18 protein-coding genes are annotated in these 20,336 nt (G+C 70.4%); 13 read left to right on the top strand and 5 right to left on the bottom strand.

The window, feature by feature from the left end:
* Nucleotides 1-15 precede the first annotated feature (15 nt).
* The gene (locus tag DDF62_RS01550) at nucleotides 16-1,491 is read right to left on the bottom strand and encodes a glucan biosynthesis protein G (protein ID WP_244286669.1); all 1,476 of its coding nucleotides are present in this window, start codon (nucleotides 1,489-1,491) and stop codon (nucleotides 16-18) included.
* Between the two features lie 281 nt (nucleotides 1,492-1,772).
* On the opposite strand from DDF62_RS01550, the gene DDF62_RS01545 reads away from it, so the two are divergent.
* Genes DDF62_RS01545 through DDF62_RS01530 form a run of 4 tightly spaced genes read left to right on the top strand, consistent with a single transcriptional unit; the run spans nucleotide 1,773 to nucleotide 5,285 of the window.
* On the top strand, nucleotides 1,773-2,888 hold the full coding sequence (locus DDF62_RS01545) for an MlaE family ABC transporter permease (protein ID WP_116487480.1): 1,116 nt from the start codon (nucleotides 1,773-1,775) through the stop codon (nucleotides 2,886-2,888).
* Complete coding sequence (locus DDF62_RS01540; RefSeq protein ID WP_116487479.1) at nucleotides 2,885-3,706, top strand: ABC transporter ATP-binding protein; 822 nt, start codon at nucleotides 2,885-2,887, stop codon at nucleotides 3,704-3,706. Before DDF62_RS01545 ends, DDF62_RS01540 begins: the two co-directional genes overlap by 4 nt.
* Complete coding sequence (locus DDF62_RS01535) at nucleotides 3,706-4,644, top strand: MlaD family protein (protein WP_116487478.1); 939 nt, start codon at nucleotides 3,706-3,708, stop codon at nucleotides 4,642-4,644. The genes DDF62_RS01540 and DDF62_RS01535 overlap by 1 nt, the downstream gene beginning before the upstream one ends.
* Nucleotides 4,641-5,285 (top strand): ABC-type transport auxiliary lipoprotein family protein, encoded by a 645-nt coding sequence (locus DDF62_RS01530; RefSeq protein ID WP_244286668.1) that lies wholly within the window; start codon nucleotides 4,641-4,643, stop codon nucleotides 5,283-5,285. The genes DDF62_RS01535 and DDF62_RS01530 overlap by 4 nt, the downstream gene beginning before the upstream one ends.
* A gap of 163 nt (nucleotides 5,286-5,448) precedes the next feature.
* Here the strand turns inward: DDF62_RS01530 and spbR are convergent, their stop codons facing one another.
* A complete protein-coding gene (gene spbR / locus DDF62_RS01525) occupies nucleotides 5,449-6,582 on the bottom strand; it encodes a SpbR family protein (RefSeq protein ID WP_116487477.1) in 1,134 nt (377 codons plus the stop codon).
* A gap of 158 nt (nucleotides 6,583-6,740) precedes the next feature.
* On the opposite strand from spbR, the gene DDF62_RS01520 reads away from it, so the two are divergent.
* Together DDF62_RS01520 and DDF62_RS01515 are read left to right on the top strand one after the other, a co-directional pair.
* Entirely contained in the window at nucleotides 6,741-8,552 is a 1,812-nt protein-coding gene (locus DDF62_RS01520) for an ATP-binding protein (RefSeq protein ID WP_116487476.1), read from the top strand.
* Nucleotides 8,553-8,621: 69 nt separating this feature from the next.
* On the top strand, nucleotides 8,622-9,788 hold the full coding sequence (locus DDF62_RS01515; protein ID WP_116487475.1) for a CaiB/BaiF CoA transferase family protein: 1,167 nt from the start codon (nucleotides 8,622-8,624) through the stop codon (nucleotides 9,786-9,788).
* On the opposite strand, the gene DDF62_RS01510 is transcribed toward DDF62_RS01515, so the two are convergent.
* The gene (locus DDF62_RS01510; RefSeq protein WP_116487474.1) at nucleotides 9,785-10,660 is read right to left on the bottom strand and encodes a lytic transglycosylase domain-containing protein; all 876 of its coding nucleotides are present in this window, start codon (nucleotides 10,658-10,660) and stop codon (nucleotides 9,785-9,787) included. The genes DDF62_RS01515 and DDF62_RS01510 overlap by 4 nt on opposite strands.
* Before the next feature lie 196 nt (nucleotides 10,661-10,856).
* On the opposite strand from DDF62_RS01510, the gene DDF62_RS01505 reads away from it, so the two are divergent.
* From DDF62_RS01505 to DDF62_RS01495, 3 genes are all read left to right on the top strand, one after another.
* Entirely contained in the window at nucleotides 10,857-11,681 is an 825-nt protein-coding gene (locus tag DDF62_RS01505; RefSeq protein ID WP_116487473.1) for a glycosyltransferase family 2 protein, read from the top strand.
* Nucleotides 11,681-12,436, top strand: a complete 756-nt coding sequence (locus tag DDF62_RS01500) for a polysaccharide deacetylase family protein (protein ID WP_116487472.1) — start codon at nucleotides 11,681-11,683, stop codon at nucleotides 12,434-12,436. The genes DDF62_RS01505 and DDF62_RS01500 overlap by 1 nt, the downstream gene beginning before the upstream one ends.
* 95 nt (nucleotides 12,437-12,531) lie before the next feature.
* Nucleotides 12,532-13,263 (top strand): energy transducer TonB family protein, encoded by a 732-nt coding sequence (locus tag DDF62_RS01495; protein ID WP_116487471.1) that lies wholly within the window; start codon nucleotides 12,532-12,534, stop codon nucleotides 13,261-13,263.
* Between the two features lie 53 nt (nucleotides 13,264-13,316).
* Here the strand turns inward: DDF62_RS01495 and DDF62_RS01490 are convergent, their stop codons facing one another.
* The gene (locus tag DDF62_RS01490) at nucleotides 13,317-14,480 is read right to left on the bottom strand and encodes an acyl-CoA dehydrogenase family protein (protein ID WP_116487470.1); all 1,164 of its coding nucleotides are present in this window, start codon (nucleotides 14,478-14,480) and stop codon (nucleotides 13,317-13,319) included.
* A gap of 33 nt (nucleotides 14,481-14,513) precedes the next feature.
* The gene (locus DDF62_RS01485) at nucleotides 14,514-15,527 is read right to left on the bottom strand and encodes an NAD(P)/FAD-dependent oxidoreductase (protein ID WP_116487469.1); all 1,014 of its coding nucleotides are present in this window, start codon (nucleotides 15,525-15,527) and stop codon (nucleotides 14,514-14,516) included.
* A gap of 209 nt (nucleotides 15,528-15,736) precedes the next feature.
* Between DDF62_RS01485 and DDF62_RS01480 the strand changes: the two genes are divergently transcribed.
* The 4 genes from DDF62_RS01480 to DDF62_RS01465 form a co-directional block, all read left to right on the top strand.
* Nucleotides 15,737-16,144: a helix-turn-helix domain-containing protein gene (locus DDF62_RS01480; RefSeq protein ID WP_058350643.1), complete on the top strand. Its 408-nt coding sequence runs from the start codon at nucleotides 15,737-15,739 to the stop codon at nucleotides 16,142-16,144.
* Between the two features lie 175 nt (nucleotides 16,145-16,319).
* Nucleotides 16,320-19,478 carry a GAF domain-containing hybrid sensor histidine kinase/response regulator gene (locus DDF62_RS01475; protein WP_116487468.1) on the top strand — a complete coding sequence of 1,053 codons (3,159 nt, stop codon included), beginning with the start codon at nucleotides 16,320-16,322 and terminating at the stop codon, nucleotides 19,476-19,478.
* An 87-nt stretch (nucleotides 19,479-19,565) separates the two neighbouring features.
* On the top strand, nucleotides 19,566-19,991 hold the full coding sequence (locus DDF62_RS01470; protein WP_116487467.1) for a DUF6491 family protein: 426 nt from the start codon (nucleotides 19,566-19,568) through the stop codon (nucleotides 19,989-19,991).
* Nucleotides 19,992-20,102: 111 nt separating this feature from the next.
* A partial coding sequence (locus DDF62_RS01465) for a cation:dicarboxylate symporter family transporter (protein ID WP_133244865.1) occupies nucleotides 20,103-20,336 on the top strand: 234 nt, incomplete at its 3' end.

Here is a 20,336-nt window from a genome sequence, read left to right as displayed (position 1 = left end):
CCCTGCGACGACCCGTCACGCCGTCCAGAGGTAGCGCCAGGTCTCCGAGATCGGCTTGCCGTCGCGGGTCAGGCGCAGGCTGAGCTCGGCCTGCTTGCCCGTGGGCTTCAGGCCGAACGCCGCCCGGGCGGTCGCCGCGCGGGGATAGGGGGTGATGTTGCTCCAGGTGGTCTCGCCGCCCTTGGCCTCGATCTCGAGCTTAACGCCGTCCAGCCCGTCGGCCAGCATCGGCCCCGACAGGTCGATCGTGAACATCCGAAGGCCGTCCTGGGCGTCCGCGCCGGTGCGGGTGCGCACCACCCTGGCCTCGCCGTCGCCCAACCGTTCGCCGCCCCAGTGCAGGCGGTAGGACAGGTCCACGCGCGAACCGGCCTCCCAGGCCTGCTCCGGCCGCCAGAAGACGGCGATGTTGTCGTCGCTCTCCTTGCGGGTGGCTAGTTCCGCCAGCACCACCGCGCCCTTGCCCCAGGCGCCCAGGGGCTCGACCCACAGGCTGGGCCGCAGGTCGTAGCGGGCTTCCAGGTCGCCGTAGTCCTCCAGCCGCCGCGCCCGCTGCACGAGGCCGAAGCCCCTGGGGTTCTCGTCCTGGAAGTACGACAGCCGGTGGGCGGTCGGGTTGGTCAGCGGCCGCCAGATCTGCTCGCCGGTCCCGGTCAGCATGGCCAGGCCGTCACTGTCGTGCACGGCGGTGCGGAAGTCATCGCCGCGCGGACCGTCCGAGACGTTGAACAGGAACATGCTGCTCTGCGCGGCCACGCCCATCTTCGTCATCTTCACGCGCGGGAAGATCGTCGCCGTGACGTCGAAGGTCACCGCCTGGCCCGGCCGGATGGTGAAGCTGTAGGCGCCCGTGCAGCTTGGGCTGTCCATCAGCGCGTGGACCACCACCGTCTCGGCCCCGTCGGCCGGACGCTCCAGCCAGAAGCGCTCGAAGCTGGGGAACTCCTCGTTGGGCTCGCCCGCGCCGATCGCCAGGCCCCGCGACGACAGTCCGTAGAACTGGTCGCGGCCCAGGCTGCGGAAATAGCTCGCGCCCTGGAAGACGGCGATCTCGTCCAGCTTGTCGGCCCGGTTCAGCGGCCACAGCAGCCGCAAGCCCGAAAAGCCGCCGATGGCCTTGGCCGCGCCGGCGTGCTCGCCCGGCACGTCGAACATCTCCGGATCGAACGGCACCGGCCGCGCGACGCCGCCCTCGACCTCGTAGATCGGGAAGACCCGCGGATAGAGATAGGCCGGCGGGAAGAACTCGGCGCGGAACGGCGCGGCGCGCTCGGCCCACAGGGCGTGCTCGCCGCGGAATCGGATTCGGAAATATTCGTCGTAGGACAGTCCGGCCAAGCCCCCGCCACCACTCTTGTCGCCGCCGGCGGCGGGCGCGCGATAGGGCTTCTTGGCCAATTGCTCGGCGATGCCGCGCAGGATGTCGGGCGAGAACGCCTCGCCTTCGACAGGCGCCGGTTGCGCCGCAACAAGACGGGGGAGCATGGCCATCAGGGCTCCGAGGGACAGCGTACCGAGCGCGCCGCGCCGGCTGACAGAAGCAAATTCCATGCGGCCCTTCTATGCCGCGCGCCCGGGCGACGCTACAAACCGAGCGTTGGATTATCGCCAGTTGACGGCGTCTTTGCGGCGGCGCCGCATAAAGCTGCAAGCCGAGTCGTCCGTGTTCGGCCATGATCATGACGCAACAAGCTGCGCCTTGAAGCGTTTGAGCCGGACGCGCGGTCCCTGCTAGGCTGGGCGTGCGTGGTAACAAGGGGTAAGCGCAGTAGATGGGCGTGCCGGCGGAATTCACCCTGGACGACAAGGACGGCGGCAGGTCCGTCGTGCTTTCCGGGGACTGGACGGCGCGCGGCATGGCCGACGCCGGCCTGCGACTCGCCGAGGCCATGAAGGGCTCGGAATCGTTCGACCTAGACCTGACCGGCATGAATCGCTGCGACACGGCCGGCGCCTACGCCATCATCCGCGCCGCCGACGGCCGGCTGACGGCGGGCGCCATCAAGGCCCGTCCCCAGACCCTGCGCCTGCTGGAGCTGGTCGGCGAGGCCACCCAGGCCGAGTGCCCGCCCGACAACCGCCTGCACGGCTTCGTCGCCCTGCTCGATCGCATCGGCCGGGGCCTGTTCGACCTGCTGCGCGACGGCTACGGCACGCTGGTCTTCCTGGGCCACCTGCTGACCGCCCTGGCCCGCTGCGCGATCAACCCGCGCAAGATCCGCTGGGCGCCGATCATCTCGCTGTCCGAGCGGGCGGGCCTGGACGCCATGCCGATCGTGGCCACCACCACCTTCTTCATCGGCGCGGTCGTGGCCCTGCTGGGCGCCAACCTGCTGACCGACTTCGGGGCCCAGGTGTTCAGCGTCGAGCTGATCGGCGTGTCGGTGCTGCGCGAGTTCAACATCCTGATCACCGCCATCCTGCTGGCCGGCCGCTCGGCCTCGGCCTTCGCGGCCGAGATCGGCTCGATGAAGATGAACCAGGAGATCGACGCCATGCAGGTCATCGGCGTAGACCCCTACGAGGCCCTGGTGCTGCCCCGCTTCGCGGCCCTGCTGATCACCATTCCGCTGCTGACCTTCGTGGCCACCCTGGCGGGCCTGGCCGGCGGCATCGTCGTGGTCTGGGTGGTGCTGGACCTGTCGCCCGGCTTTTTCCTGCAGCGGATGACCGACTATGTCGGCGCCACCCACTTCTGGATCGGCATGTCCAAGGCCCCGGTGATGGCCATGGTCATCGCCGCCATCGGCTGCCGCCAGGGCATGGAGGTCGGCAACGACGTGGAGTCGCTGGGCCGCCGCGTCACCGCCGCCGTCGTCCACGCCATCTTCGCCATCATCCTGATCGATGCGGTCTTCGCCCTGCTCTACATGGAGCTGAACGTATGACCGCCGCTCCCGCCGCCGCGCCGGCCGCCAAACCGACCGAAGCCGCCCCGCCGATCCAGGTCGACGGCCTGGTTTCACGCTTCGGCGACAACGTCGTGCACGACGACCTCGACCTCACCGTCGAGCGCGGCGAGGTGCTGGGCGTGGTCGGCGGCTCGGGCACCGGCAAGTCGGTGCTGCTCAACAGCATCATCGGCCTGAAGGTCCCCGACGGCGGCGTCATCCGCCTGTTCGGCGAGGACATGCAGGAGGCCTCGCGCCGCAAGTGGACGGCGCTGGAGCGCCGCTGGGGCGTGCTGTTCCAGCAGGGGGCGCTGTTCTCGAACCTGACCGTGCGCGAGAACGTCGCCGCGCCGCTGTTCGAGCACACCCGCCTGCCCAAGAGCGAGATCCTGGAGCTGGCCGACCTGAAGATCGCCCTGACCGGGCTGCCGCCGCGCGCGGGGGCCCTCAAGCCGGCCGAGCTGTCGGGCGGCATGCGCAAGCGGGCGGGCCTGGCCCGCGCCCTGGCGCTGGACCCCGAGCTTCTGTTCCTCGACGAGCCCACCGCCGGCCTCGACCCGATCGGCGCGGCGGCCTTCGACGAGCTGATCAAGGACCTGTCCGACAGCCTCGATCTTACGGTGTTCATGATCACCCACGACCTGGACAGCCTCTACACCATCACCGACCGCGTCGCCGTGCTGGCCGACAAGAAGGTGATCGCCAAGGCCCCGGTCGAGGAGCTCGAGCACTCCGACCACCCCTGGATCAAGGAATACTTCCTGGGCCCGCGCGGACGCGCGGCCGGGAAAGCCGCTACGGCGAGGAGCCGCTGATGGAAAGAAACGCCAACTACGCCCTCGTCGGGGCCGCCTGCCTGATCCTGTTCATGGGTCTGGTGGTGTTCGTCGTCTGGCTGGCCAAGCTGCAATTCAACAAGGACTACGACCTCTACGACGTACTGTTCGTCGGGGCCGTGCGCGGCCTGTCGGAAGGCGGCGAGGTGCACTTCAACGGCATCAAGGTCGGCGAGGTCACCAAGATCGAGCTCGACAAGAGCGACCCCAACCGCGTCATCGCCCGCACCCGCCTGACCTCGGACGTGCCGATCCGCGTCGACAGCTACGCCACGCTGGAGCCGCAGGGCATCACCGGCGTCAACTACATCCAGCTGACCGCCGGCACCTCGACCAAGCCGCTGCTCAAGGACACCGTCAAGAGCGGCGAGGTGCCGATCATCCGCAGCCAGCGCAGCGCCCTGTCCGACCTGCTGGAAGGCGGCGGCACGGTGCTGACCCGCACCATCGAGGCGCTGGACCGCGTCAACCGCGTGCTGTCCGACCGCAACATCAAGACCTTCAGCGCCAGCCTCTCCGACGTCCAGTCGGTCACCGCCGAACTGCGCGAGCGCAAGGAGATCATCGCCGACGCCCAGAAGGCGCTGCAGAGCATCGACGCCACCGCCCAGGAGATCGCCAACCTGTCGCGCTCCACCCAGGGCGTGGTCGACGGCGACGGCCGCAAGGCCATCAAGGACCTGGGCGCGGCCGCCGACGAGATCAAGCTGGCCGCCAAGGACGTGCGCACCATGGTCAGCCGACTGGAGGGCCCAACCAGCGACTTCGCCTCCACCGGCCTGCCGCAGCTGTCCTCGGCCATCGTCACCCTGCAATCGGCCGCCGAGTCCCTCGACCGCCTGGTCGGCGAGGTGGAGCAGAACCCGCGCGGCCTGGTGGGCAAGGCCCCGGCCAAGGAAGTGGAGATCAAGCCGTGAGCGCGTCCTTCAAAAAATACGCCTCGGGCCTGGCGCTGGCCGGCCTCGCGCTGGGCCTGTCGGGCTGCATCAGCGTGTTCCCCAAGGCCGAGCCCTCGGGCATGTATCGCTTCGGAACCACGGCCCCGGCCGCCACCAAGGGTCCGCCGGGCGCGATGTTCGGCGTGCTCAAGGCCCCGACGGTCTTCACCCGTCCCTCGGCCGGCGACCGCATCCTGACCACCGGCCCCGGCGGCGAGGCGGCCTATGTCGCCGGCGCCCGCTGGATCGCCCCGGCCAGCGTGCAGTTCGACGAAGCCCTGTCGCGCGCCTTCGACGCCGATCCCGGCCGCGCCCGCCTGATCGGCCGCGGCGAGGTGGCGAAAGCCCAGATGGTCCTGCGGCTCGAGGTCCGCACCTTCGAGGCCGCCTATGTCGACGGCCCCAAGGCCCCGCCCGAAGTCATCGTCCAGGTGCGCGGCGTCATCAGCCGCACCGGCGACCGCGCCCTGGTCGGCGACCAGGTCTTCGAAGCCAAGGTGAAAGCCGCCGACAACCGCGTCGGCCCCATCGTCGCCGCCTTCGACCAGGCCAACGCGAAAGTCATCGGCGACCTGGTGGGCTGGATCAACGCGGCGGGCGCCGGTTTGCCGAACGAGTAAGGCGCGGCGCAACAGATCCTCCCCCTCTGGGGGAGGTGGCCCGGAGGGCCGGAGGGGGGACGTTCTCAGCTGCCGCGACCTCGGAAGGTCATCACCAACTCCCCCCGCCGATCGCTACGCGATCGCCTCCCCCACAGGGGGAGGTTTCCGGAGAAGAAGGCCCTTACCCCGCCGCGCGGGCCTTGAAGCCGGCCAGGCGGTCGAGCTTGTCGAGCAGGTAGTCGCTCTCGTCGCGCGACACCGCCTGGGACGAGGTCAGGAAGCGTTGCAGCATGTGTTCCTGGAACCGTTCGCGCTCGCCCGGGCGGCCGTCGAACTCCATGCCGTGATAGGCGTCGACCCCGGCGCGGAAGGCCGGGAACAGGCGCGACGGCAGGCCGGCCCGCTCGTAGACGGCCTTCAGGCCCAGCGCGCCGGCGTCGTGCACCATCAGCCAGGTGCGGTGATGCGGCACGCCGGCCAGTTCGGCCAGCCCCCATTCGACGAAGGTCATGTGGCCATGGGCCAGGGCCCGCAGCAGCAGCGACGGCGTCAGGCGCTGGGCGCGGTTCAGGTGGGCGACGAAGGCCTTGGGATCAGCGGTGCGGCCGGCCTGGTCGACCAGGTCGATGGTCGCCCGCTCCTTGGCGCCGACGATGATCTCCAGCGCCCGCTCGGCCGACAGGGCGTGATTGTCGAGGATGTGCTCGCGCAGCTGGTCGCCGACCATGTCGATCAGGCGCTCGGTCACCGACAGCGGCAGCACCGCGCGGTACGCGACGGCCTGAAGCACGCTCTCGGACTTGGCGAAACGGTCTAGCGCCTTCTGCAGGGCCAGATCCGAGAAGCGGGCGTTGTCGTTGGCGCAGACCGCCGCCACCACCTCTTCGGGCGCCTGGTCGACCAGCAGGCCGGTGACCTTGCTCGACAGCTTGGGCCGGCGGGCGATGGCCATCTGCCGCACGGGGCCGCCCAGGCGGATGATCTCGGCCAGGTCGTGATCGGTGAACACCGGCGAGAAGCTGATCACCGGCAGCGACACGCTCTCGACGTCGCGCGCCAGGCGATTGGCCACGTCCGGCGGCAGCAGCGGCGAGGTCTTCAGCGTCACGGCCAGGGCCCGGCGCACCAGCTCGGCGGCGTCGGCGGCCATGACCCGCAGGATTTCCTGGGCCTGCAGGCGCTCTTCCTCGGAAAGTTCAGCGCGGTCGATCTTGCGGCACAGCCGGTGCGCGGCCAGGGCGCGCTCGTCGGGCGTCGCGCCCTTCACGAGCATGCGGATGTCGTCGTTGGTCAGCGCGGCGCGGGTCGTGGCCATGGGCCTGGCCTTCTGCGAATGGACGGTCGAATCAAAGGATGGGCGGTTAGGCTTAACGATTGTTTGCCCGGAAAGCCCTGTGCATTAACGATACCGCGTAACCACCCGCAAACCGTGCTCGCCTAGCGTCCTCGCCTGAACGCCCGAGGATCCGATTCTTGTTCGCTGAGCGCCGAACCCACGATGTGAAAAGGCCCGGGGCCGACACCGCGCTCGCCCTCGGCGTGCAGGTGGCGCTGCTGCCCTACGCCCTGGCCATCTTCGCCGTAAGCCTGCCCTTCTTCGTCTGGGCAGGCTCGTTCGCCCGCAACGCGGTGTGGATGTCGCTGAGCTTCGCGATCTTCGCCATCAACTGGGGCGTGTTCTACGGGATCAACAATTGGCTGAAGACGCCGAAGGCCGAAGACCTGGCCATGCGCCTGCGGCTTCAGGTCGCGGGCGGCCTGCTGTGGGCGCTGGGCGTGGTCCAGATGTCGGCCTTCGCCGACGGCGCTGGAGCGATCCGCGAGACCCTGCTGCTGCTGGCCGCGGCCGCCGGCATGGTCTGCATCTTCTTCGCCTCCCCCGTGCCGCAGTGCCTCGTCGTGGTGGCCCCGGTGGCGGCGGCGGGACCGCTGTGGGCGCTGTTCAGCCGCCCCGAAAGCCGCCAGACCGGCCTGATGGCCGTCGGGGGCCTAGCCCTGGCGCTGGCCATGGCGCTGGTCTTCAACCGCATGCTGCGCCGCCAGCACGCCCTGGCCGTGGCCCACGAGGCCCTGGTCGAGGAACGGATGCGCGTGCTGGAGAGCGCCGAGCGCACCGCCCGCTCCAAGTCCGACATCGTCGCCACCCTCAGCCACGAGATCCGCAACGGCCTGACCGGCGTCACCCACGTGCTGGCCGCCGCCGCCGGCAAGGGCGGGCGCGCCGCGCCTTCGCGCGAACAGCTGAACGCCGCTCTCGACGCGGCCCAGGACCTGATCGCGGTGCTCAACGCCACGCTCGACGCCGAAACCGCCGAGTCCGGCCGCCTGGCGGTCGAGACCCAGGCCTTCGAGCCCGTGCGCCTGGTCCGCGACCTCGTGCTGCTGGAACGCCCGCACGCCCTGGCCAAGGGCCTGGAACTGGCCGTCCACGTCGACGCCTCGCTGGAGAACCGGGTGCTGGGCGCGGCCATGGCCGACCCAATGCGCACCCGCCAGATCATCGCCAACCTCGTCGGCAACGCGGTGAAATACACCGTCCGCGGCCGGGTCGAGGTGCGGATCGAGCCGCGCGGCGACGACCGCATCGCCATCGAGGTCGCCGACACCGGCCCCGGCCTGTCGGCCGAGGAGCTGGAGCAGGCCTTCGAGCCCTTCCGACGCGTGGAGCGCACCGGCGCGGGCGTCAACGGCGCGGGCCTTGGCCTGTCGCTGTCGCGCCAGCTGGCCCGGCTGATGGGCGGCTCGCTGGAGACCAGCAGCGCGCTGGGCGTCGGCAGCTGTTTCACCGTGCTGCTGCCCTACGACGTCGCCTGCCCCTGCCCGCAGGAGCCGGTCGAGGAGACCCTGGCCGCCGCCGATCAGGCCCCCGACGTCCAGCGCAGCCTGCGCGTGCTGATCGCCGAGGACGACGCCCTGAACGCGGCCATGCTGCGCGCCATCCTTGAGCAGCTCGGCCACCAGGTGGTCCACGCCCAGAACGGCCGCCGCGCGGTCGACCTGGCCAAGGTCTGCGAATTCGACCTCGTCATGCTCGACGGCCGCATGCCGGTGCTGGACGGTCCGCAGACCGCCGCCGAGCTGCGCGCCCTGCCCGGCGCCAGCGGCCAGATGCCGATCATCGCCGTCATCGGCGGCGACGCCGACGAGGCCCGCGAGTGCACCGAGGCCGGCGCCGACACCGTGCTGCGCAAGCCGGTCAGCGTGGCCGGCGTCGCCCGCGCCGTGGCCGACGCCGCCGCCCTCACCCGCTCGCCCCGCTCGGAGGCCTCGCGCGGCGTCGCCTGACAAGGCTTCCCAACGCTCGTTTGACCGCCCATCCTGTCGCCAACGACAAGAACAGAGCGGAGGAAGCGGATGCTGCGGGACCTCAAGGTCGTCGAGCTGGCCACCTACATCGCCGCCCCGGGCGCGGCCGGCATCATGGCCGACTGGGGCGCCGACGTGGTCAAGGTCGAGTCGCCCGAAGGCGATCCGATGCGCCGCTTCTTCGAGACCATCGGCTCGGACCACGCCGCAAATCCGGTCTTCGAGCTCGACAACCGGGGCAAGCGCTCGGTCGTCCTCGACATTCGCACCCCGGCCGGCGCCGAGGCCCTCAAGCGCCTGGTAGCAACCGCCGACATCTTCCTGACCAATGTCCGCCCCGCCGCCCTGCGCCGCGCCGGACTCGACCACGAGACCCTGCGCGAGGCCTTCCCTCGCCTGATCTACGCCAGCCTCACCGGCTACGGCCTGACCGGTCCCGACGCCGACAAGCCGGGCATGGACGTCGCCGCCTTCTGGTCCCGCGCCGGGGTCGGGGCCCTGACCGCGCCCAAGGGCGCCGAGCCCTTCCCGATCCGCACGGGCATGGGCGACCACGTCACCTCGCTGGCCACGGTCTCGGCGATCCTGGCGGCCGTCCACGAGCGCCATCGCACCGGCGTCGGCCGCCTGGTCGAGACCTCGCTGTTGCGCACCGGCGCCTACGCCATCGGCTCGGACCTCGCCATCCAGCTGCACTTCGGCAAGCTGGCCTCGACCCGTCCGCGCCGCGAGGCGGTTCAACCGCTGGCCAACTTCTTCCAGACCCGGGACGGCCGCTGGATCTGCCTGCTGGCCCGCCAGGGCGCGACGGACTGGCCACGCATCGCCGCCGCCGTCGGCCGCCCCGAACTGGTCGACGACCCGCGCTTCTCCGGCGCACGTGCCCGGCGTGAAAACACGTCCGCCCTGGTGGACATCCTCGACGCGGCCTTCGGCGAGATGGACTACGAGACTGCCGCCGCCGCCCTCGACGCGGGCGACATCACCTGGGCGCCCTGGCAGACGCCGCGCGACCTGGTCGAGGACCCTCAGGCGCAGGCCGCCGGCTGCTTCGTCGAGACGCAGGACGGTCAGCGCTCGCCGGCTGCCCCGGCCCGCTTCTCGGATGTCGACGAGGCGCCGCGCACGCCCGCGCCGGCGCTGGGCGCCGACACCGCCGCCGTCCTGGCCGAGCTCGGCTATTCGAAGGAAGAGATCGAGGCCTTCGGCCTCTAGCGCGCCTTGCCGCCGGCCGATCCGGCATTGGCGTCCGACAGCATGCGCAGCATCTCGGCCGAGAACAGGCTGTTGGCCACCCGGCTGACGCCGCCGCCATCATCCGAACGCGTGCCGCTGAAGGCGCCGCCATAGCCCTGAGACCCGCGCAGCACGAGATCGACGACGGCCTTCTGCTGGTCGATGCGGTCGAGGCGCCGCCCCGAAGCGTATTGGAGGAAACCCTCGTCGGTCTGCGGCTCGCGCTCGCGGACAGTCGCGACGCCGCCGTTGCCGCCGGCGCTCTTGGTCAGGTTCGCGTAGACCTCGCCCACGGTGGCGGCGCGGCCGTCGCGATAGAAGATCGAGCGATTGGCGGCGGCGGCTTCGGGGAACATCGAAGCGGCGCTGGCACCCGGATTGCGGTTGGCCGCCTCGATCAGGCGGGCAGAGCCTTGCGGACCCAGGAAGTGTGCGGCGTAGAGCTCGCCCGAGGTCGGGCTGCGCCCCACCCGGCCGCGCAGATAGGAGGCATGGTCCGACGCCAGCTCGCCGGCCATCAGCGAGGCGGCATGCGGGTCCAGCTTGAGGCCCAGAACGGCCTTGCGGGCCTCGTCGCCGGCGACGCGGTACTTGCCGTCCGAGCCCTGCTGGATCAGGTCGGCATAGCGGGCGTAACCGTACTTGGCGCCGTGCTTCTTCAGCGTGGCCAGCCAGGTCTGGTCGACGAACTGGAACAGGCCCGAGGCCGAGGAGGTGCGCGCCTTGGCGGCCGGATTGTAGCCGCTCTCGCGCTTGGCGGTCCCCATCAGGAACGTGAAGTCGACACCAGTCGCGTTCGACGCGCGCTGGATCGCCGACTCGACGACGTTGCGGATGGATTGGACGGCCATGGCCTGAATGTCTGAACCAGCGTGGTTAACGCCGGCTTAACCACGTTTCCGCGTTCGCCGGACCACCCCGCGACAAGTCGCCCCGCCCCCTCCGGGCCCGCGACAAACTGCCACGCTGAAGCTTGCCCCATTTATGCGAGAAACATTGTTTCGATAACGCAACAATGTTACCGCGCGCCAACTTTCGGGGGAAACGATGGCCAGACTCTCGGCCTTGATCTGCGTACACAATGAAGAAGCTCGCCTGGCCGAATGCCTGTCGCGCCTGGCCTTCGCCGATGAACTGGTGGTCGTGCTCGACCGCTGCACCGACGGCTCGGCGACGATCGCCAGGCAGTACGGCGCGATGCTGGTCGAAGGCGCGTTTCCGCTGGAGGGCCCCCGTCGCGCGGCGGGCGCGGCTGCCGCCACCGGCGACTGGATCCTCGAGATCGACGCCGACGAATATGTCGGCCCCGAGCTCGCCGCCGAGGTGCGCGCCGCCGTGGCGTCCGGCCAGGGCGACTGGCGGCAGATCCCGGTCGACAACTATATCGGCCCCCGGCTGGTGAAGTACGGCTGGGGCGGCTCGTTCGGCACCACCTCGGTGGCCCGTCTCTTCCGACGCGGCGTCAAGAGCTGGGGAACCCAGCGCGTCCATCCGTCGGTGAAGTTCGTCGGAGAGGCGGGCCCGTCGCTGCGCACGCCGATCCGCCACGAGGTCGACGACAACATCTCCGACATGCTGCGCCGGCTAGACCGCTACACCGAACTGCGCGCCAGGGATCTGGCCGAGACCGGCGAGTGGCCGGGCCTGGGCCGCAACGCCTTCCGCGGCGTGCGGCGCTTCTACAAGTGCTACGTCTCGCGCCAGGGCTGGCGCGAAGGCGGCTGGGGCTTCCTGATCGCGCTGATGGCGGCGATCTATCCGCTGCTGTCGGTGCTGCGCATGCAGTTGGAAGTGCGCGGCACGGCCTCGATGGTCCAGGACCCGACAGCGGTCTGCGCCGAGGCCGTGGCCTCGACCTCGCCGCTGGCCTGATGCTTGAAGCCCTGCTGCTGTCGCGCGAACTGGCGCGCTGGCGCGCGGCCGGGCGCCGCGCCCGCCTGTGGTGGCGCGACGACGACGCCCGCATGCCCGGCCCGGCGCTGGAACGGCTGCTGGCCCACGCCCTGGCCTTCGACGCCCCGCTGACCCTGGCGGTCATTCCCGACGGCGACCGCGCAAGTCTCGCCGAGCGCCTCGCCACCGTGCGCGGCGTGCGGGTGGTGCAGCACGGCGCCGACCACGTTGACCGCAGCGCCGGCGGCGGCGCCTTCGAGTTTCCGCCCGAGCGCACCGCCGACGAGATCGCCGCCGCCCTACGCGACGGCTGGACCAGGCTCGCCCCCCTGCCCGGCGCCCTCAAGCTGTTCACCCCGCCCTGGAACGCGATCCACCCCCGCCTGACCGACGCCCTGGCCAGCGAGCGCTATGTCGGCTGGAGCGCCTGGTCGGAAGTCGCTCCCCAAGCCACGCCGCCGCGTGTCGACACCCATCTGGACCTGTTGCGCTGGAAGCCGGCGCCGCGCTTCCGGGGCAAGGCTCGCCTGGCGTCGCAGCTACGCCGCCAGCTGGCGCGCCGCCGGAAGGCCGGGACCTGGGACGCGCCGATCGGCCTGCTGACCCACCACCTCGACCATGACGAGGCGGCGTGGAAGTGGCTTGCAGGCTTGATGCGCATGGTGCGTCGTCATCCCGTCCTGACCTGGAGCGACCTGGGCGACCTGCTGCCGGAGACCGGACGCGCCAGATAGATTTTACGTGCGTCATTTTATCTGTTTACGAGCGTCATTTTCCGTGACAGCGTGAAGACGTCGACACCGATCGACGCCGCTTCACGGAGGTCGCCATGATCGCCCAACCCGCCGACTTCAACCCTCGCATCGCCGGCCTGGACCGCGACGAGAAGCGCAAGCTCTCCAAGGGCCTGGTCATCGCCCTGGCGGTTTCCGGCGCGGCGCACGTGGCCCTGTTCGCCTACATCGCGGTGCAGAAGTACGTGGCGCCGCCGCCGGTGATCCAGGAGGATGACGGCTTCAAGCTGCTGCCGTTCATTCCCGATCCGCCGCCTCCCCCGCCCCCCGAAAAGCCCCTGCCGACGCCGCCCAGGGCCTCGAACCCGATCCCGGTGCATCCGCCGCTGCCGACGCCGTTCCAGACGCCCGAACCGCTGCCAGTGCCCATCCCCAAGGATCCAGGCCCTCCGACCATCGCCGCGCCGCCCAACTTCACGGCCGATCCCCCGGCGCCGCCCGCGCCGCCGTCGACCGCCCCCGCGCCCCGGGTCATCACCCGGGCGACCTGGCTGCGGATGCCCAGCGCCGACGACATGTCGCGCTACTACCCCGAAAGCGCCCAGCGGCGCGGGGTCTCGGGCGGGGCGACGCTGAACTGCGCGGTCACCGCCAAGGGCACGGTGGAGAACTGCATGGTGATCGCCGAAAGCCCGGCCAGCGAAGGCTTCGGCAATGCGGCTCTGAAATTGTCGCGGTTCTTCAAGATGAAGCCGCAACTCGAGAACGGCCAGGCGGTCGACGGCGCGCAGGTGAGGATCCCCATCCGCTTCAGCGCCGCCGACTGACCCAGCCGCCGACGCCCGCTCCCTGCGTATCCTTGGGGGCGGGCGTCGGGGTTCTAGTAGCTCTTGGGCAGGCCCAGCACGCGCTCGGCGATGAAGTTGAGGATCATCTCGCGGCTGACCGGCGCGATGCGGGCGATCATCGCCTCGCGGAAATAGCGCTCGACGTCGTATTCCTTGGCGTAGCCCATGCCGCCGTGGGCCAGCACCGACGCCTCGCAGGCCGAGAAGCCGGCTTCAGCGCCCAGGTACTTGGCGGCGTTGGCCTCGGCCCCGCAATCCTTGCCGGCGTCGTAGAGGGCGGCGGCCTTGAAGGCCATCAGGTTGGCCGCCTCCAGCTCCGCCCACGACCTGGCCAGCGGATGGGCCACGCCCTGGTTCTGGCCGATCGGGCGGCCGAACACCACGCGCTCTTTGGCGTAGGTCGAAGCCTTGGCCAGCGCCGCGCGGCCCAGGCCGATGGCCTCGACGGCGAACAGCACCCGCTCGGGGTTGAGGCCGTGCAGCAGATACTGGAAGCCCTTGCCCTCCTCGCCCACCAGATCCTCCTGGGGCACGAACAGGTCCTCGATGAAGAGCATGTTACACTCGACGGCCTTGCGACCCATCTTCGGGATCGGCTTGGCCTCGATCTGCGCGCGGTCGGTGTAGAACAGGCTCAGGCCCCCGGTGGGCTTGGCGCACTGGTCCTTGGGCGTCGTGCGGGCGATGATCAGGATCTTGTTGGCCCGCTGGGCGCCGGTCGTCCAGATCTTGCGGCCGTTCAGGCGATAGCCGCCGTCGACCTTCTCGGCCTTGGTCTCCAGGCTCGAGGTGTCGAGCCCCGAATTGGGCTCGGTGACGGCGAAGCACATCTTGTCCTCGCCCGAGATGATCCGCGGCAGCAGACGCTCGCGCTGCTCGTCGGTGCCGAACTTCACCAGCGGCATCGGGCCGAAGATGTTGAGGTGAATGGCGCTGGCCCCGGAAAAGCCCGCGCCCGACTGGGCCACGGTCTGCATCATCACGGCCGCCTCGGTCAGGCCAAGACCGGCCCCACCGACGCTTTCGGGCATGGCCACGCCAAGCCAGCCGCCCTCGGCTATGGCGGCGACGAATTCCTCGGGGAAGTTTCCGGTCTCGTCGGTCCGCCGCCAGTATTCGTCGTCGAAGGCGGCGCACACCTTGGCCACGCCTTCACGGATCGCTTCCTGCTCGTCGGTCAGCCAGAAACCGGCCATGTCGTCCCTTCCCTGCGCTTCGTCGTTCTTTATCTAGCCCTCGAAACGCCGTGGATCGAAGGCGGCCGCATCCTCTCCGGGATCGGCGTCCGTCAGATACGCCGCGACCATGTCGGCCACAAGCGGAGCGAGCAGCCAGCCGTTGCGACGAGCGCCGGCCGCCAGGATCACCCCGGGAACCCGGCTCTTCCCCACCAGCGGCAGGCCGTCGGAGGTGGAAGCCCGCACGCCGACCTCGATCACCGCCCGCGCGCCCGCCAGTTCGGGGCGAAGCACCTCGGCGGCGATCCGCAGCGGCTCGACCACGGCCGGATCAGGCTCTCGATCGTCGCGCCCCGCCTCCATGGTCGCGCCCACCGCGGGCCTAGGGCCCGGCGCGATGTAGACGCCCTTGCCCCGCAGCACCGGGCCGCCGGCCAGGGGTGTCCCCAGGCGCAGGATCTGGCCCTTGATCGGCGTCAGCGTCGCGAGTTCCGGCGCCAGCCCCCGGCCGCCGCCGCCCGTGGCCACCACCAGGGCGTCGAAGGCCAGAACCTCGCCGTCGTCCAGGGGCGCGCGCCCTTCGGAGAAGCCGACCACGCCACGCGCGTCGAACGTCGCGCCGGCCACGATCGCGGCCTCGCGCAGGGTCGCCAGCGCCTGGCGCGCGTCGAGCCGCCAGTCCTCGTCGCTGAACAGGCCGCGCGGCGTGCGTTCGAACCGCGCTCCGGCCTCGACCAGCGCCGCCTCGACCTCGGCCAGGAAGCCCGCGTCGCCCTCGATGGCCAGGCCCTCGCGATCGAGCGCGATTCCAAGGTCCTGGGCAAAGGCTGTCCAGCGCTCGCGCGCTCGCCGCAACACCGGCAGGTGACCACGCGAGACCTTGTCGAACACCGCCTCGGCCACCGGCGCCAGCATGCCGGCGGCCACGCCCGAGGCGTTTTCTCCGGGCGGCGCGGGGTCGAATACCGTCACCGCGAACCCGAGTCGCGAGAGAATCAGCGCCGTCGCCGAGCCGAAAGCGCCGGCTCCGGCGATCGCGACGCGCGCGCCTGACTGCAAAATCATGGGCGGCAGACACCGCCCGGCGGCCGAAAGGTCAAGTCCGAATGCCTTTCTGTCGGCGGACCGACGCAAGGGTGCGGCATTTGTGTCGTGTTAGCGACATGCGACGTCGAGGCGAGGTGACGGAATACGATCAGCGGTCTATTCTCGACCGTAAACAACCGCGCCACGTGCACCGCTACGGTCCGACCGGAGCCGAGGACGAGAACACCATGACCCAGAAGCCCACCGCCGAAGTCGCTCACCCCGTCGACATCTATGTCGGCGCCCGCATGCGGATTCGGCGCAAGGTTCTCGGCTTGAGCCAGACGCAGCTCGCCGACGCCCTGGGCATCACCTTCCAGCAGATCCAGAAGTACGAGCGCGGCGCCAATCGCATCAGCGCCAGCAAGCTGTACGACGCCGCCCGCCTGCTGCAGTCGCCGGTGTCCTACTTCTTCGACGGCCTGGAAGAGACCGACAACGGCGAGGACGACGGCGTCGCCCAGCGCATGACCCAGTTCGTGGCCACGCCCGAGGGCCTGGAGTTGGCCGACCTCTTCCCCCGCCTCAACGACCGTCGCCTGCGCCGCCGCGTGGTCGACCTGGTCAAGGCGATGGTCGACGACGAACCGGCCTGAGGCCCTCTCCTCATTTCGATCTTCCGATCACGCGCCTCATCCCTCGCGGAGAGGCGCGTTTTCGTTTGTGCGCCGCCCTCTGCTTCAATAGGCCGCAGCGCGCGGATACCAGCGTTCAGTAGATGTGAAGGCGTATCGGGTCAGCTTATCGACCTGAGATAGCGGCGTCCCGAACATGCTCGAAACCGATCGCCTGGCGGCCCTGGCCTCCTACCGCATCCTCGACACGGCTCCCGAGCCGGCCTTCGACCGGCTGACCGGCTTCGCCGCCGAGCTGTTCGACGCGCCCATCGCCCTGATCTCGCTGGTCGACGAGCACCGGCAATGGTTCAAGTCGCGCTACGGCCTGGACGCGGAGTCCACGCCGCGCGAAATGGCCTTCTGCGCCCACGCCCTGCGCCAGGAGCCGCATTCGGTGATGGTGGTCGAGGACGCCACCGCCGATCCGCGCTTTTCCGCCAATCCGCTGGTCACCGGCGCGCCGGACATCCGCTTCTACGCCGGCGCCGTGCTCAGCGACCGCGACGGCCATAACCTGGGCACGCTGTGCGTCATCGACACCGCGCCCCGTCCCCGCCCCTCCGAGGAAGACCTCGACCGCCTGCGCATGCTGGCCGACGCCGTGGTCGCCCGGATGGAGAAGGGCCGGGCCGAACGCCACATGGTCGAGCAGCGCCGCATGCTGGCCATGACCGAGGCGATCTCGGGCGTCGGCCACTGGCGCTGCGACCTCGTCAACCACACGATCACCTGGTCGGACGAGGTCTATCGGATCTACGGCCGCGATCCGGCGACCTTCACGCCGACCTTCGAGAACTGGCTGGAGATGTACCATCCCGACGACCGCGCGGCCGCCGAGGCCAGGGCTCGCCAGGTTGTGGTCGAGCGCGCGGTGCTTGAGCACGAGCTGCGCCTGCTGCGGGCCGACGGCTCGGTGCGCCAGGGCCATTCGCGCGCCACCTGCGAACTGGACGAGGACGGCCGTGTGATCGCCGTCTTCGGCGTGCTGCGCGACATCACCGACGAGCGCGCCCTGCGCCGCAAGCTGGAAGCCAGCGAGGCCCGCGCCCGGCGGGTGATCGCCGACGCCTACCAGGCCATCGTCACCATGGACCAGGCCGGCGTGGTCACCGACTGGAACCGCTTCGCCGAACGCACCTTCGGCTGGACGGCCGCCGAGGCCCAGGGGCGGCGGCTTTCCGACCTGATCATCCCCGCCGGCCTGCGCCAGGCCCACGACGAGGGCCTGACCCAGTTCCTGGCCACCGGGCGAGGCGCCGTGCTCGACCAGCGGATCGAGATCTCGGCCCAGCGGCGCGACGGCGAGGTCTTCCCAGTCGAGCTGGCGATCAGCGCCGCGCGCAGCGCCGACGGCTGGCAGTTCACGGCCCTGATGCACGACATCAGCGCCCGCAAGGCGCAGATGGAGGAGTTCGAGACCGCCTTCCACCACGCCTCGGTGGGCATGGCCCTGGTCACGCTCGACGGCGCCTTCAACAAGATCAACGCCGCCTTCTGCGACATCGTCGGCTACGACGAGGCCGAGATGCTGGCGACTGACTTCCAGACGATCACCTATCCCGCCGACCTCGACAAGGACCTGGCCCTGCTGGGCCAGCTGATGGCCGGCGAGATCCCCAGCTACGGCATGGACAAGCGCTACATCCACAAGGAAGGCCGCATCGTCTGGGTGCACCTGTCGGTGTCGCTGGTCCGCGCGCCGGACGGCTCGCCCAAGCACTTCATCGCCCAGGTCCAGGACCAGACGGCCCGCGTCGAGGCCCAGGAGGCCCTCGAGCACCAGACCTTGCAGCTGGCGGCCATGGCCACCCAGCTGGCCTCCGCCCGCGACGCCGCCGAGGAAGCCAACCACGCCAAGGCCGAGTTCCTGGCCAATATGAGCCACGAGCTGCGCACGCCGCTGAACGGGGTGATCGGCTTCTCGCGCCTCCTGGCCGAAAGCCCGAACCTGGCCGCCGAGGACCGCCGCCGGGCCGAGCGGGTGCGCGGGGCCGGCGAGGCCCTCAACGCCCTGATCAACGACATCCTCGACTTCTCCAAGCTCGAGGCCCGCGCCGTCACCCTGGAAAGCGCCCCCTTCGCCCTCAAGGAGATGCTGGTCGAGACCACGGCCATGGTCGAACCCCAGGCCGACGAGCATCAGGTCGACCTGCGCATGGTCGGAGACCTCGACGGCTGGTACGTCGGCGACCGTCACCGCCTGCGCCAGATCCTGCTGAACCTGTTGTCCAACGCCGTGAAGTTCACGCGCCATGGCTCGGTGACCACCCAGGTCGAGGTTCTCGGCCAGGCCGGCGGCCGTGCGAGCCTGCGCATCAGCGTCGTCGACCAGGGCGTCGGCATCTCGCCCGACAAGCTGGACCGCCTGTTCAAGCGCTTCTCCCAGACCGACAGCTCGATCACCCGCACCTTCGGCGGGACCGGGCTTGGCCTGGCCATCTCCCGCGAGCTGGTCGAACTGATGGAGGGCCGCATCTGGGTGGAGAGCGAGCTTGGCGAAGGCTCGACCTTCGCCTTCGAGATCGAACTGCCCCCGGCCCAGAGCCCGACCGCCGTGGCGCCGGCCGAAGCGACCGGACGCGCCGCCTTCCCCGGTCGCCGGATCCTGCTGGTCGACGACGTAGAGCTGAACCGCGAGCTGTTCCGCGAGTTGCTGGGCCGCCGCGGCTGCGTGGTCGAGACGGCCGACGACGGCGCCCAGGCGGTCAAGGCGCTGGAGCGCGCCGGCTTCGATCTGGTGCTGATGGACGTGCACATGCCGGTGGTCGACGGCCTGACGGCCACCCGCGAGATCCGCCGGCGCGGCCTGACCCTCTCGCCGATCGTGGCCTTGACCGCCAGCGGCGCGCCCCAGCAGATCGCCGCCTGCCTCGAGGCCGGCATGGTCGGCCACCTGCTGAAGCCGCTCAGCGAGCGTGACCTCGACCAGGCCCTGGCCCTGCATCTGGCCAACGCCGCCGCCATGGCCGCCCCCAGCGACGAAGCCGAAGACGAAGCCGCCGCCCGCGACGCCCTGGCCGCGGCCATGGGCCCGGCCCGGGTCGCGCGCCTGGCCGGCATGCTGCGCCAGCAACTGGTCGAACGCTTCCAGGACGACAGCCTTGAGGCCCTGCGCGAGGACGCCCACCGGCTGGCCGGCTCGGCCGGGATCCTCGGCTTCATGCGCCTGTCGCGCGACGCCGCCGAGCTGGAGACGACCTGCATCGAGGGCCGTCCCCTGGCCGCGCCACTGGAGCGCCTGCGCCAGGGCGTGCGCCGCGCGGTGGCCGATCTCGACGCCTGGATCGAGGATCTGTCGCGTCAGGCCGCCTGATTTCGCCGCAATCGGCCTACAAACGGAAATACTGCGCAGACCCTGTCGCGCTATAGTAGAGGCTGGTCCGATCAGGAGGCCTTCGACATGCAACGCTCCGTCTTTCTCGCCTGCGCGCTCGGCCTGGCCGCCGGCCTCGCCGCGCCGGCCCTGGCGCAAACCCCGGCTCCGGCCGGCAAGGCCAAGTCCAGCACGGCCGACCGCTGCTTCTTCGCCGACCAGATTCGCGGCTACCAGGTCGTCGACGACCGCACGCTCAATGTCGATCTCGGCCGCAAGGAAGCCTTCCAGCTGACCCTGCTGAACACGCCCTTCGACCTGGAGGTCGCCAACCGCATCGGCATCAAGTCGCGCGGCGGCTCGTGGATCTGCTCGCCGCTCGACGCCTCGGTGATCGTGCCCGAGGTCACGGGGTCCTCGCGCAGCTATCGCGTTTCGGCGATGCGCAAGCTGTCGCCCGAGGAATACGCCGCCGCCTGGCCCAGCGTGAAGTCCAAGAAGCCCAAGTCGTAGGCCCTCCTCCGGCCACGCCCGAAAACGCTTGCCCCGCCTCGCTGGGCGGCGACATCTAGAGCGTGGCCGCAGCGGCGTCGGGATCGGCGACGACGGCCGGGGAGGCCATCGATGATCCCGCAGACGAACGCCGCCGGAGGCGCGCCGCCTCGCCAGGGGCCGTGGTACACGCACCTCTATGTGCAGGTGCTGGTCGCCATCGTGGCGGGGGCCCTGATCGGCCACTTCTGGCCTAAGTTCGGGGCCGACCTGAAGCCGCTGGGCGACGCCTTCATCAAGCTGGTGAAGATGGTCATCGCCCCGGTGATCTTCCTGACCGTGGTCACCGGCATCGCCGGCATGCGC

Source organism: Caulobacter radicis (genome assembly GCF_003094615.1).
Lineage (GTDB): Bacteria > Pseudomonadota > Alphaproteobacteria > Caulobacterales > Caulobacteraceae > Caulobacter > Caulobacter radicis.
This window is presented reverse-complemented; position numbering and strand designations above follow the sequence as displayed.

What these genes read in the sequence shown, in the direction of transcription:
- DDF62_RS01505 (WP_116487473.1), top strand. Translation starts at nt 10,857, where the DNA reads ATGGCCAGACTCTCGGCCTTGATCTGCGTACACAATGAAGAAGCTCGC.
- DDF62_RS01485 (WP_116487469.1), bottom strand. Translation starts at nt 15,527, where the DNA reads ATGATTTTGCAGTCAGGCGCGCGCGTCGCGATCGCCGGAGCCGGCGCT.
- DDF62_RS01510 (WP_116487474.1), bottom strand. Translation starts at nt 10,660, where the DNA reads ATGGCCGTCCAATCCATCCGCAACGTCGTCGAGTCGGCGATCCAGCGC.
- DDF62_RS01475 (WP_116487468.1), top strand. Translation starts at nt 16,320, where the DNA reads ATGCTCGAAACCGATCGCCTGGCGGCCCTGGCCTCCTACCGCATCCTC.
- DDF62_RS01480 (WP_058350643.1), top strand. Translation starts at nt 15,737, where the DNA reads ATGACCCAGAAGCCCACCGCCGAAGTCGCTCACCCCGTCGACATCTAT.
- DDF62_RS01495 (WP_116487471.1), top strand. Translation starts at nt 12,532, where the DNA reads ATGATCGCCCAACCCGCCGACTTCAACCCTCGCATCGCCGGCCTGGAC.
- DDF62_RS01490 (WP_116487470.1), bottom strand. Translation starts at nt 14,480, where the DNA reads ATGGCCGGTTTCTGGCTGACCGACGAGCAGGAAGCGATCCGTGAAGGC.
- DDF62_RS01550 (WP_244286669.1), bottom strand. Translation starts at nt 1,491, where the DNA reads ATGGCCATGCTCCCCCGTCTTGTTGCGGCGCAACCGGCGCCTGTCGAA.
- spbR (WP_116487477.1), bottom strand. Translation starts at nt 6,582, where the DNA reads ATGGCCACGACCCGCGCCGCGCTGACCAACGACGACATCCGCATGCTC.
- DDF62_RS01535 (WP_116487478.1), top strand. Translation starts at nt 3,706, where the DNA reads ATGGAAAGAAACGCCAACTACGCCCTCGTCGGGGCCGCCTGCCTGATC.
- DDF62_RS01515 (WP_116487475.1), top strand. Translation starts at nt 8,622, where the DNA reads ATGCTGCGGGACCTCAAGGTCGTCGAGCTGGCCACCTACATCGCCGCC.
- DDF62_RS01545 (WP_116487480.1), top strand. Translation starts at nt 1,773, where the DNA reads ATGGGCGTGCCGGCGGAATTCACCCTGGACGACAAGGACGGCGGCAGG.
- DDF62_RS01500 (WP_116487472.1), top strand. Translation starts at nt 11,681, where the DNA reads ATGCTTGAAGCCCTGCTGCTGTCGCGCGAACTGGCGCGCTGGCGCGCG.
- DDF62_RS01470 (WP_116487467.1), top strand. Translation starts at nt 19,566, where the DNA reads ATGCAACGCTCCGTCTTTCTCGCCTGCGCGCTCGGCCTGGCCGCCGGC.
- DDF62_RS01540 (WP_116487479.1), top strand. Translation starts at nt 2,885, where the DNA reads ATGACCGCCGCTCCCGCCGCCGCGCCGGCCGCCAAACCGACCGAAGCC.